The 12,213-nt window shown below is 69.5% G+C and carries 10 protein-coding genes; 2 read left to right on the top strand and 8 right to left on the bottom strand.

Features of this window, described 5'->3' with window-relative positions; all coding sequences use genetic code 11:
• Positions 1–197: 197 nt before the first annotated feature.
• On the bottom strand, positions 198–2,795 hold the full coding sequence (gene clpB / locus ACIHEJ_RS35665) for an ATP-dependent chaperone ClpB (RefSeq protein ID WP_400141755.1): 2,598 nt from the start codon (positions 2,793–2,795) through the stop codon (positions 198–200).
• Between the two features lie 117 nt (positions 2,796–2,912).
• Here clpB and ACIHEJ_RS35660 point away from each other — a divergent pair, with 117 nt between their 5' ends.
• Positions 2,913–3,326 carry a pyridoxamine 5'-phosphate oxidase family protein gene (locus tag ACIHEJ_RS35660; protein WP_400141754.1) on the top strand — a complete coding sequence of 138 codons (414 nt, stop codon included), beginning with the start codon at positions 2,913–2,915 and terminating at the stop codon, positions 3,324–3,326.
• A gap of 160 nt (positions 3,327–3,486) precedes the next feature.
• On the opposite strand, the gene ACIHEJ_RS35655 is transcribed toward ACIHEJ_RS35660, so the two are convergent.
• Positions 3,487–3,822, bottom strand: coding sequence for a hypothetical protein (locus ACIHEJ_RS35655; protein WP_400141753.1), 336 nt, complete (start codon positions 3,820–3,822; stop codon positions 3,487–3,489).
• 363 nt (positions 3,823–4,185) lie between these two features.
• Here ACIHEJ_RS35655 and ACIHEJ_RS35650 point away from each other — a divergent pair, with 363 nt between their 5' ends.
• Positions 4,186–5,121 (top strand): helix-turn-helix transcriptional regulator, encoded by a 936-nt coding sequence (locus tag ACIHEJ_RS35650; RefSeq protein ID WP_400141833.1) that lies wholly within the window; start codon positions 4,186–4,188, stop codon positions 5,119–5,121.
• Positions 5,122–5,363: 242 nt separating this feature from the next.
• On the opposite strand, the gene ACIHEJ_RS35645 is transcribed toward ACIHEJ_RS35650, so the two are convergent.
• The 6 genes from ACIHEJ_RS35645 to dnaK form a co-directional block, all read right to left on the bottom strand.
• The gene (locus tag ACIHEJ_RS35645; RefSeq protein ID WP_400141752.1) at positions 5,364–6,404 is read right to left on the bottom strand and encodes a LuxR C-terminal-related transcriptional regulator; all 1,041 of its coding nucleotides are present in this window, start codon (positions 6,402–6,404) and stop codon (positions 5,364–5,366) included.
• A 209-nt stretch (positions 6,405–6,613) separates the two neighbouring features.
• On the bottom strand, positions 6,614–7,720 hold the full coding sequence (locus tag ACIHEJ_RS35640; RefSeq protein WP_400141751.1) for a sugar ABC transporter substrate-binding protein: 1,107 nt from the start codon (positions 7,718–7,720) through the stop codon (positions 6,614–6,616).
• A 287-nt stretch (positions 7,721–8,007) separates the two neighbouring features.
• Entirely contained in the window at positions 8,008–8,460 is a 453-nt protein-coding gene (locus ACIHEJ_RS35635; protein ID WP_400141750.1) for a heat shock protein transcriptional repressor HspR, read from the bottom strand.
• A gap of 5 nt (positions 8,461–8,465) precedes the next feature.
• Positions 8,466–9,638, bottom strand: a complete 1,173-nt coding sequence (gene dnaJ / locus ACIHEJ_RS35630; protein ID WP_400141749.1) for a molecular chaperone DnaJ — start codon at positions 9,636–9,638, stop codon at positions 8,466–8,468.
• Positions 9,639–9,674: 36 nt separating this feature from the next.
• Positions 9,675–10,343, bottom strand: coding sequence for a nucleotide exchange factor GrpE (gene grpE, locus ACIHEJ_RS35625; protein WP_400141748.1), 669 nt, complete (start codon positions 10,341–10,343; stop codon positions 9,675–9,677).
• Positions 10,340–12,178 (bottom strand): molecular chaperone DnaK, encoded by a 1,839-nt coding sequence (dnaK, locus tag ACIHEJ_RS35620; RefSeq protein ID WP_400141747.1) that lies wholly within the window; start codon positions 12,176–12,178, stop codon positions 10,340–10,342. Before dnaK ends, grpE begins: the two co-directional genes overlap by 4 nt.
• Positions 12,179–12,213 lie beyond the last annotated feature (35 nt).

Genomic DNA, 12,213 nt, shown 5'->3' with positions numbered 1-12,213 from the left:
GCAGGATGCGGGCATGCGCATACCAAGAGCGGTGCGGTGGGTCGGCTGGGCCCTGTGGTGGGGCTGTCTGGCGTTCTCGATCTGGTGCTTCTGGTCGCTGTACGTCGCCATGAGCAGCGTCTGAGCCGCCCGGCCGAAGGCGGCGGCCCCCGCGCCCCGAACGGGCGAGGGGGCCGGGCCCTCCCGACGGCCGGCGCCTACAGCGTCTTCCCCGTCGCCGGGCCCACCAGCAGGCCCGCCCCGAAGCGGTCCACGCGGACCGTGTCCCCGTCCTTGATCTCACCGGAGAGGATCTCCTTGGCGAGCCGGTCGCCGATCGCGGTCTGCACCAGGCGGCGCAGCGGGCGGGCGCCGTAGGCCGGGTCCATGCCCTCCTCGGCGAGCCAGGCCAGCGCCTGGGGCGTGACGTCCAGGGTGAGCCGGCGCTCGGCGAGCCGCTTGGCCAGGCGGTCGATCTGCAGCCCCGCGATGCGCTCCAGCTCGGGCTTGGTCAGCGCGGAGAAGACCACCAGGTCGTCCAGCCGGTTGAGGAACTCCGGCTTGAAGGAGGACCGGACGACCTCCAGGACCTGCTCCTTCTTCTCCTCCTCGCCGGCGACCGGGTCGACCAGGAACTGGCTGCCCAGGTTGGAGGTGAGCACCAGGATGGTGTTGCGGAAGTCGACCGTGCGGCCCTGACCGTCGGTCAGACGGCCGTCGTCCAGCACCTGGAGCAGGATGTCGAAGACCTCGGGATGGGCCTTCTCCACCTCGTCCAGCAGGACCACGGTGTACGGGCGCCTGCGCACCGCCTCCGTCAGCTGGCCGCCCTCCTCGTAGCCGACGTACCCGGGGGGCGCGCCGACCAGCCGGGCCACGCTGTGCTTCTCGCCGTACTCCGACATGTCGATGCGGACCATGGCCCGCTCGTCGTCGAAGAGGAAGTCGGCGAGCGCCTTGGCGAGTTCGGTCTTGCCGACACCGGTCGGGCCGAGGAAGAGGAAGGAACCGGTCGGACGGTCGGGGTCGGCGATACCGGCGCGGGAGCGGCGCACCGCGTCCGACACCGCCCGTACGGCCTCGGTCTGGCCGATGAGCCGCTTGCCCAGCTCGTCCTCCATGCGCAGCAGTTTCTGCGTCTCGCCCTCCAGCAGGCGCCCGGCCGGGATGCCGGTCCAGGCGGCGACGACGTCCGCGATGTCGTCGGAGCCGACCTCCTCCTTGACCATGGTGTCCTTGGCGACCTCCTCCTCGGCCTGGGAGGCGGCCTCCAGCTCCTTCTCCAGCTGCGGGATCTCGCCGTAGAGCAGCTTGGCGGCGGTGTCGAAGTCGCCGTCGCGCTGGGCGCGTTCGGCCTGGCCGCGCAGATCGTCCAGGCGCTCCTTCAGCTCACCCACCCGGTTGAGGGACTGCTTCTCCTTCTCCCAGCGGGCGGTCAGGCCACGCAGCTCCTCCTCCTTGTCGGCGAGGTCGCGGCGCAGCTTCTCCAGCCGGGCCACGGAGGCCGGGTCGGTCTCCTTGGCGATCGCCAGCTCCTCCATCTTCAGCCGGTCGACGGCGCGCTGGAGCTCGTCGATCTCGACCGGGGACGAGTCGATCTCCATACGGAGACGGGAGGCGGCCTCGTCGACGAGGTCGATGGCCTTGTCGGGCAGGAAGCGGGAGGTGATGTAGCGGTCGGAGAGGGTGGCGGCGGCCACCAGCGCGCTGTCGGCGATCTGCACCTTGTGGTGGGCCTCGTACCGGCCCTTCAGGCCACGGAGGATCGCGATCGTGTCCTCCACCGTCGGCTCGGCGACCAGCACCTGCTGGAAGCGGCGCTCCAGCGCCGGGTCCTTCTCGATCCGCTCCCGGTACTCGTCCAGGGTGGTGGCGCCGACCATCCGCAGCTCGCCGCGGGCCAGCATGGGCTTGAGCATGTTGCCCGCGTCCATGGCCGAATCGCCGCCGGCGCCGGCCCCCACGACGGTGTGCAGCTCGTCGATGAAGGTGATGATCCGCCCGTCGGACTCCTTGATCTCGGCGAGGACGGCCTTCAGCCGCTCCTCGAACTCACCGCGGTACTTGGCGCCGGCCACCATCGCGCCGAGGTCCAGCGCGACCAGCCGCTTGTCCCGCAGAGACTCCGGCACGTCCCCCTTGACGATCCGCTGGGCGAGCCCCTCGACCACGGCGGTCTTGCCGACACCGGGCTCGCCGATGAGCACGGGGTTGTTCTTCGTACGGCGGCTCAGCACCTGCACGACCCGCCGGATCTCCTGGTCCCGGCCGATGACCGGATCCAGCCGGCCCTCACGGGCGGCGGCGGTGAAGTCGGTGCCGAACTTCTCCAGGGCCTTGTACTGGCCCTCGGGGTCGGCGGTGGTCACGCGGCGTCCTCCCCTGGCCTTCCTGAAGGCCTCCAGCAGCTTCTCGGCGTCGGCGCCCTGCCGGCCGAGCAGCTCACCGGCGGCTCCGCCCTTGGCTGCGATGCCGATCAGCAGGTGCTCCGTCGACAGGTACTCGTCACCGAGGTCCTTGGCCCGCTCCGTCGCGTCGGCGATCACGGCCAGCAGCTCACGGTTGGGCTGCGGGGGCGCCACGGTCGATCCGGTCACGCTGGGCAGCGCGGCCAGCAGCTTCTCCGCGCCCGCGCGCACCGCGGCCTGGTCGGCCTCGACGGCCGCGAGCAGGTCGGTGATGTTCTCGTTCTCCTGCCCCTGGAGCAGAGCCAGCAGCAGATGAGCAGGGGTGAGGTCCGGGTGCCCCTCGGTCACGGCACGGTTGCTCGCCGCGTTGATCGCGTCCCGGCTCCTGTTGGTCAGCTCGGCGTCCACGTCGTCCGTTCTCCTCCTCGGCCACAGTTCCCACTGCTGACTTAACCAGCGTACACAAAGTTGAGTCTATTCCGCTCAAGGTTCGGGCGGGAGCGCGCTCGGGGCTAGGTTGCGGGCATGACCCCCCACTCCGTAGACCCGGCTGCCCCGGACGAGCGCTATCTCGCCTTCTGGCGGGAACGGCACCTGTGCACCCTGACGACCCTCCGCCCCGACGGCAGCCCGCACGTGGTGCCGGTCGGGGTGACGTACGACGCCGAGGCACGGGTGGCCCGGGTGATCACCAATGGATCGAGCGCGAAGGCCGGCCATGTGCGCGCGGCCGGAGCGGAGGGGGCGCGGGTGGCGGTCTGCCAGGTGGACGGCCGGCGCTGGGCGACGCTGGAGGGCCGGGCGCACGTCCGGACGGAGCCGGACCGGGTGGCGGAGGCGGAGCGGCGGTACGCCGAGCGGTACGAGCGCAAGCCGTCCCCAAATCCGGCGCGTGTGGTGATCGAGATCGAGGTGGAACGGGCCCTCGGGCACGGCTGACGGGCGTTCGACCGCCGAGCGACGACTTTCGGCCACTGTGGAATCGCATGCATACCGCGAAATGTCCCCACAAACTGCAGCGGCGTCACCGTGTTCAGGTCACGGTGACGCCGCTGCGGGGGGAAGCACCTGAGCGATCTTTTACGACGGGGGAATCGCGTCAGGCACTGCGGGGGGTGGCCGAGATGGTCCTCAGGTCTGCGTCCGACGGCTCGGTCAGCCGGTGGTCCCGCTGGTCAAGGTTCACAAAGATCATTCCGTACCGGATGGCGCAGCGCACCGGCTGGGGCGCTCCACGCGGTTTGCGCAGGCACCGGAACGCCCGCACGTCGCCGTCCTCGTCCCGCGTGACGACGACCGGCTCACCGAACACGGTCACCATCAGCGAGTCACCGCTGTGGGGGATGGCGGTGACCAGGTCGATGAAATGCCAGCCGGAACGGTAGGCGGTGGCCATCTCGCGGCGGAAGGAACGGTCGTCAGGCGGGGTCGTCACGTCAGCTCCTCACGCCTAGGGTGGGCTGCGCCGCCCCACCGATTCCGCCGGTCGCCGCGACCGCCGGCCAGCTGGTGTCCGCCCGAACGTCACCCTTCTCGCTCGCGAAGCCGCTCAGCGCCCCCGCGGTCACCACGACGGAGAAAGCGGCAACAAGTATCGAGCGAAGCAGTCTCTTGCCCATAGTCGGCTTCGTCCTCACTTGAAGGTCCCCTCTTCCCCCGTCGAGTACGACGATGGCTCATTCGGGCACGTCATGGCCACATAATCGATGCATCATGTTCCTGCACGTTCAGGACCCTGGGGGGTGGAGATTTGGCAACGAATCAGACTAAAGCTGCACATCCCCATGCTGTGACCGAGATGTGTGAGGACGGTGGCCGTCTCTACGCCGAAGCTCTGCGTGCCGGGCGCATCGCCCGGTCGGAGGCGGAAGCCGCCCCCTGCCTGCTGGAGTTCGCCCTCCTGCACCCCGATCCCGACGATCCCGAATGGCTGCGCCCCCTGCCCGCGCCGGTGGCCCTGGCCCAGCGCCTCAGCCCCATAGAGCGGGAAATCGCGGACCGCAGACGGCTGTCCATCCAACTTGCCGACGCTTTCGAGCCTTTCATGACCCTCAGCAGCCACCTGGCTGCCACCACCGATTCCCTCACGGTGCTGGAGGGCGGAGAGCGCATCAACGCGGCGCTGAACCTCGCGACGTCCCAGTGCCAGGCCGAGGTGCTCACCATCCAGCCCAGCGACCGCTACACCGAGCGGAGCCTGCTGCGGGGCCTGGAGCGGGACCGACCGCTCATCGAGCGCGGGGTCAGAATCCGCACGCTGTACCAGCACACCGCACGCTACAACCCGGAGAAGCTGGCCTACGTGGCCCAGCTCGCCAACGGCAAGGTGGAGTACCGCACCATCGACGAGCTGGTGGAGCGTCTCATCATCTGCGACGAGGCCGTCGCCTTCATCCCCATCCGCGACGACCAGCAGGTCGCTCTGGAGCTGCGCCACCCGGGACTGGTCCGCTACCTCATCAAGGTGTTCGAGTTCATGTGGGACCGGGCGGTCCCGCTGAGCGCCGGCGCCCGGTACGAGACCGCTCCCGACGGCATCACGGAGATCCAGCACTCCATCGCGAAGCTTCTCATCGAGGGCCATGTGGACGAGGCCATCGCCCGCCGCCTCGGCATGAACGTGCGCACCTGCCGGGCCCACATCGCCAAGCTCGCCCAGGCCCTCGGCAGCGGCAGCCGGGCCCAGCTCGGCTACCTCATCGCCCAGTCGGGGATGCTGGAGCGGGACCACTGAGGCGACGACGTCAGCGCCCGGCTCCCCGGCTCACCCGCACCACGGCGCCGAAGAGCCGTGCGCCGCGGGCCGGGAGCTGCACGAACGCGCCCTGCGGGACGGACATGCGCGTGCCGGGACGCCGAAACGCACCGACGCCGCCGTCGCCGAGCGGCTCGGCATGAGCATCCCCACCGCCCGGCTGCGCATCGCCGGGCTCGCCGCCCGCCTCGGCAGCGACAGCCGGGCGCAGCCCGGCTGTCTCATCGCACGCTCGGGGATCCTGGATCAGGAGCCGTGAGAGCCGTGGCCGACAGGCCGCGGGTGCGGCCGTCCAGGCCCACCTGGGCGATGCGCACGCCGAGCTGGGTGCGGCTGGCCGCGCCCAGGGTCTCGGAGAGGCGGGCGATGTGGGCCCGGCAGGTGCGCACGCTGATGCCCAGCCGCTCGGCGATCACCGCGTCCTGGTGGCCCTCGGCGAGCAGCGCGGCGATGGACTGTTCGCGGTGCGAGATGCCCTCGATGCCGGTGTCGGGGAGCGGGGCGGTCAGCGGGATCGCCAGCCGCCACAGGCGCTCGAAGACCGTGACGAAGTACTCGACCAGCGCCGGGTGGCGCAGCTCCAGGGCCATCGTGCGCTCCGTGTTGGCGGGGATGAAGGCCACCGTGCGGTCGAAGAGGATGAGGCGGTCGATGACCTCGTCCAGGGTGCGGGCCTCGACCGTGTCACCCATCAGTTCGAGGTAGTTGAGCAGACCCTGTCCGTGCCGGGCCACATGCGTGTACAGGTCGCGCATCCGCACGCCCCGGCCGCGCAGCGCCAGCGCCCGGTGCAGCCCCTCGGTGAGCTCCGCCTCACGCCGGATGCCGCCCGGCTGCACGGTGAGCACCTCGGTCGTGCACGCCTCGGTCGCCTCGTCCATCGCGGCCTGGATCCGGGAGAGCCCGTCCAGGACCCGGATGGCGCTGCCCTCGGCCGAGGCGGGCGCGTGCAGTTGCCGGCCCAGCCCCGCGTACCACTCGAAAGCGGACACCGCCGAGCCCACCCGCCGCTGACTCGCGCTGACCTCGTCGTAGACCCCGCGCAGCAGCCTGGTCATGACCTCCTGCGGGGAGGTCGGCACCAGCCAGTCCATGTCGTCGGGGTCGGGGTGCAGCAGGGCCAGCTCCAGCAGGCAGGGCACCGTCTCGGCATCCGTACGCGACACCCGTCCCCGTCGTACGGCCCGGGAATACACGCGATCCCCGGCCTCGCACAGTCGGTCGGCACCGTGTGGATGCTTCTCCGCCCCGCGCCCGGCCATCGCCCATTCCACCCCCGGTGTGCTGCCACTTCCGCAGCGCAACTATGCGCGGCGTCGTCCGGGTCCGCAACACGACTCCCCCCAACAGGGCTGCCGAAAAGGGGCGTTACGCACCCTTTTCGCCCAGGCTCCGCGCCGCGCATTGCAAGAAGATGATGGAGGCACCCGCCGAGGCCGTGTCCCACCTCTCGACGGCCCGGGCACCGGCGCTACTTCAGGCCGATCGCCGAGCAGGCCGCCTTGTACTTGGGGGCGCAGATGTCGTCGACGGTGTAGATGCCGTCCGCGATGACCGTGCCCTCGATGTTCTTCTTGGTCAGCGCGCTCACCTGGACCAGCTTGGACGGGATGTCCTTCTGGGTGGGGCTGTCGACCTTGTCCTGGGTGAGGGCGTCGAACGCGATGTCCTTGCCCTGGATCTTGGCGACGGCCATCTGCGCGGCGGCCTGGGCCTCGTCCGGGTAGGACTTGTAGACGCTCATGTACTGCTCGCCGGACACGATCCGCTGGACCGCGTCGAGTTCGGCGTCCTGACCGGTGATCGGGGGCAGGCTGGTGACGCCGGCCGCCTTCAGGGCCTTGATGACACCGCCGGCCATGCCGTCGTTGGCGGCGTAGACACCGGCGATGTTGCCCTTGCCGATCTCAGCGATCGCCTGGGCCATCTCAGCCTGGGCGTTCTCCGGCTTCCAGTCCTTGGTGTCGTACTGCTTCGCGATCGTCACCTTGCCGTTCAGCTCGGAGAGCGCGCCCTCCTTGAACTGCTTGGCGTTCGGGTCGGTGGGCGAGCCGTTCACCATGACGATCTTGTCCGAGGTGTCGGCGCCCGACCCGAGGGCCTCCAGCAGCGTACGGCCCTGCACCTCGCCGACCAGCTCGTTGTCGAAGGAGATGTACGCGTCGATGGGGCCCTCGGCGAGCCGGTCGTAGGCGATGACCGGGATGCCCGCGTCCTTGGCCTTCTTCACCTCGTCGGCGATGCCGTGCGAGTCGACCGCGTCCAGCAGGATGATGTCGGCCTTCTCGTCGATCATCTCCTGCATCTGCGAGGCCTGCTGGGAGGCGTCCGCGTTCGCGTTCTTGTAGTCGACCTTGCCCTGGTTCTTGGTGAGTTCGGCGACCTGGGACTTGATGATGGGGTAGTCGAACTTGTCGTAGCGGGTGTTGGCCTTCTCCGGCAGCAGCAGGCCCACGGTGACGTCGTTGCCCTTGCTCGGGCTCGCGCTCGCGCTGTCCCCCGTCGCGTTCAGCATGCCGCAGCCGGCGAGCGAGAGGGTCATCGTGGACGCGGCCACGGATATGGCGATACGACGCATTTCGGGGGCTCACTTCAGGTGCGTTTTGGACGTGGGCGCTGCTATACGACCCAGGTGTCTGAAAAGACAACGCGGACGCCACACCCGGCGTCAAGAAGAACTACTTAACGAGTCCGCAACACCACGCTCCGCTGCACCTGTGAAGGGCGAGCGAAATCACCTTCAAACGCTCTTTACGGACCGTCCATTCAAAGGGACTTCATGGACCGGCAAAGATCCGGACAAGCGTGCCGGGCCGGAAGGGCGCTCGTCCTTCCGGCCCCGGCCGGGTGCCACTCGGCTGAAACTCAGTCCTTCTGCTGCTGCCGCTTGGGCCGCCACACCACCAGCGCGCTGGTCTGCTGGACCTCCTGGTACGGGACCAGGTCACGCCGGTAGGAGGCGTGCACGGCGGCCTCGCGCTGCTGCATCGCGGCCGCCGCGCCGTCCAGGGCCGCCTGGAGCTCCGCGACGCGGGACTGCAGGGCGGCGACCTGGTTCTCCAGTTCGATGATGCGCTTGATGCCGGCCAGGTTGATGCCCTCGTCCTGCGACAACTGCTGTACCTGGCGGAGCAGTTCGATGTCGCGGGCCGAGTACCGGCGGCCCCGGCCGGCGGTGCGGTCCGGGGAGACCAGACCCAGGCGGTCGTACTGGCGCAGCGTCTGCGGGTGGAGGCCGGAGAGCTGGGCCGCCACCGAGATGACGTAGACCGGGGTCTCCTCGGTCAGTTCATACGGATTACGTCGACGGCCGTCCATCACTCTCAAGCTCCCTTCGCGGCCTCGAACAGCTCCGCCCGCGGGTCCTCGCCCGCGGTCGCCTCGCGATACGCCTCCAGTGCGTCACGAGCCTTCCCCGACAGGTCCTGCGGAACACTCACCTCTACGGTGACCAGCAGGTCCCCTCGGGTGCCGTCCGTGCGGACCGCGCCCTTGCCCCGGGCACGCATGGTGCGGCCGTTGGGCGTGCCCGGAGGCAGCTTCAGGGTGACCGCCGGGCCGCCGAGGGTGGGCACCCGGACCTCGCCGCCGAGAGCCGCCTCGGGATACGTCACCGGGACGGTGACGGTGAGGTTGTCGCCCTTGCGCCCGAAGACCGGGTGCTCGCCGACGTGCACGACCACGTAGAGGTCGCCCGCCGGTCCGCCCCGCTCGCCGGGGGCGCCCTTGCCGCGCAGCCGGATCCGCTGCCCGTCGGTGACACCGGCCGGGATGCGGACCTGCATCGTGCGCGACGACTTGGCGCGTCCGCTGCCCTTGCACTCCAGGCAGGGGTGCTCGGCGATCAGGCCGCGTCCCTTGCAGTCGGGGCAGGGATCGGTGAGCGAGAAACCGCCGCCCGAGCCCCGCGCCACCTGCCCGGTGCCGACGCAGGTCGGGCACACGCGCGGTGTGCCGTTCTTGTCGCCGGTGCCGGAACAGGCCTTGCAGGGCGCCTGCGAGGACATCCTGAGGGGCACGGTGGCGCCCTCGATGGCCTCCGTGAAGCTCAGCGTGACCTCGGTGTCGATGTCCTGGCCGCGGCGCGGCTGGGTGCGGGTGGTACCCGCGCCGCCCCGGTTGAACAGGCCCCCGAAGACGTCACCGAGTCCGCCGCCGAAGCTTCCGCTCTGGGCGTTCCCTCCTCCTCCGAAGAGGTCGCCCAGGTCGAAGTTGAAGGAGCCGCCGCCGGCGCCCGGCCCGGGGCGGAAGCCGCCGTTGCCGAACAGGGCGCGTGCCTCGTCGTACTCCTTGCGCTTCTTGGGGTCGCCGAGAACGTCGTTCGCCTCGGAGATCTCCTTGAAGCGCTCCTCGGCCTTGGCGTTTCCCTTGTTGGCGTCCGGGTGGAACTCGCGGGCGAGCTTCCGGTACGCCTTCTTGATCTCGGCCTCGGTGGCGTCCTTGGGGACGCCGAGGACCTTGTAGTAGTCCTTCTCGATGAAGTCCTTGGTGCTCATCCCCGACGTCCCTCCTTCCCCTCAGTGGTGTTCACGTCAGCCCTCGTCCGGGCCACCGCTCTCCTTGTCGTCGGCCTGCTTCGCCTCGGAGGTCTTCTCCTCGGAGCCCTCGGCCTTGACGGTCTGCGCGCCGGGCTGCGGCTCGGCGACGGCCACCCGCGCGGGGCGGATGGTGCGCTCGCCGATGCGATACCCGGGCTGCAGGATCGCCACGCAGGTCGTCTCGGTGACGTCCGGCGCGTAACTGTGCATCAGGGCCTCGTGGATCGTCGGGTCGAAGGGCTCGCCCTCCTTGCCGAACTGCTGCAGGCCCATCTTCGCCGCGACGGTCTCCAGCGACTCGGCCACCGACTTGAAGCCGCCGACCAGTTCGCCGTGTTCCCGCGCGCGGCCGATGTCGTCGAGGACCGGCAGGAGCTCGGTCAGGAGGTTCGCGACGGCGATCTCCTTGACCGCGATCCGGTCCCGCTCGACCCGGCGGCGGTAGTTCTGGTACTCCGCCTGGAGGCGCTGGAGGTCCAGCGTGCGCTCGTGCAGCGCCGTGCGCACCTGGTCCAGCTGGGCGACCAGACCGGCACTTTCGTTCGCGTCCCCGGCCGGGGCCGCCCCCTCCTCGGAGGGAGCAGCCTTCGGCTCGGCGTCGTCAGAGGTGGCGCCGGAGGGGACGTCGGGCTTCTCTTCAAAGCCCGGAGTCTCCTCCGTCACGCGGCACCGTCCTTGCGCTCGTCGTCCACGATCTCGGCGTCGACGACGTCGTCGTCGGCCTTGGCCTCACCGGCGTCGGCACCGGCGGCGCCCTGCGCGGCCTGGGCGTCGGCGTACATGGCCTGGCCCAGCTTCTGCGAGACGGCCGCGACCTTCTCGGTGGCGGAGCGGATCTCGGCGGTGTCCTCGCCCTTGAGCTTCTCCTTCAGCTCCTCGACGGCGGACTCCACCTCGGTCTTGATCTCGCCGGGGACCTTGTCCTCGTTGTCCTTGAGGAACTTCTCGGTCTGGTAGACCAGCTGCTCGCCCTGGTTGCGGGTCTCGGCGGCCTCGCGGCGGCGGTGGTCCTCCTCCGCGTACTGCTTGGCCTCCTGGCGCATCCGGTCGACCTCGTCCTTCGGCAGCGAGGAGCCGCCGGTGACGGTCATCTTCTGCTCCTTGCCCGTGCCCAGGTCCTTGGCGGTCACGTGCATGATGCCGTTGGCGTCGATGTCGAAGGACACCTCGATCTGCGGGACACCGCGCGGCGCCGGCGGCAGACCGGTCAGCTCGAACATGCCGAGCTTCTTGTTGTAGGCCGCGATCTCGCGCTCGCCCTGGTAGACCTGGATCTGCACCGACGGCTGGTTGTCCTCGGCCGTGGTGAAGATCTCCGAGCGCTTGGTCGGGATCGTGGTGTTGCGCTCGATCAGCTTGGTCATGATGCCGCCCTTGGTCTCGATACCGAGGGACAGCGGGGTGACGTCGAGCAGCAGGACGTCCTTGACCTCGCCCTTGAGGACACCGGCCTGGAGCGAGGCGCCGATGGCGACGACCTCGTCCGGGTTCACACCCTTGTTGGCCTCCTTGCCGCCGGTCAGCTCCTTGACGAGCTCGGCGACGGCGGGCATGCGGGTGGAGCCACCGACGAGGACGACGTGGTCGATCTCGTTGATGGAGATGCCGGCGTCCTTGATGACGTTGTGGAACGGCGTCTTGCAGCGCTCCAGCAGGTCGGCCGTCAGCTGCTGGAACTGAGCCCGGGTGAGCTTCTCGTCCAGGTGCAGCGGGCCCTCGGCGGACGCGGTGATGTAGGGCAGGTTGATCGAGGTCTCGGTGGAGGAGGACAGCTCGATCTTGGCCTTCTCGGCAGCCTCACGCAGACGCTGCAGGGCCATCTTGTCCTTGCCGAGGTCCACGCCGTGGCCGGCGGCGAACTGCTTGACCAGGTAGTCGACGACGCGCTGGTCCCAGTCGTCACCACCGAGGTGGTTGTCACCGTTGGTGGCCTTCACCTCGACGACGCCGTCGCCGATCTCCAGCAGGGACACGTCGAAGGTGCCGCCACCGAGGTCGAAGACGAGGATCGTCTGGTCGTCCTTGTCGAGGCCGTAGGCCAGCGCGGCGGCCGTCGGCTCGTTGACGATGCGCAGGACGTTCAGACCGGCGATCTCACCGGCCTCCTTGGTCGCCTGACGCTCGGAGTCGTTGAAGTACGCCGGGACGGTGATGACCGCGTCGGTCACCTTCTCGCCCAGGTAGGCCTCGGCGTCCCGCTTCAGCTTCTGCAGGATGAAGGCGGAGATCTGCTGCGGGTTGAAGTCCTTGCCGTCGAGCTGGATCTTCCAGTCGGTGCCCATGTGGCGCTTCACCGAGCGGATGGTCCGGTCCACGTTCGTGACCGCCTGGCGCTTGGCGACCTCGCCGACGAGCACCTCACCGTTCTTCGCGAAGGCGACGACGGACGGCGTGGTCCTGGCACCCTCGGCGTTGGTGATGACGGTGGGCTCGCCGCCCTCCAGAACGCTGACGACGGAGTTAGTCGTGCCCAGGTCGATGCCGACCGCACGTGCCATGGTTGATTCCTCCAGCTGACTTGAGTGGAACAGGC

The organism is Streptomyces sp. NPDC052301 (assembly GCF_044593395.1).
GTDB lineage: Bacteria > Actinomycetota > Actinomycetes > Streptomycetales > Streptomycetaceae > Streptomyces.
The sequence above is the reverse complement of the archived record's forward strand: the minus strand, read 5'-3'. Positions and strand labels throughout refer to the sequence as shown.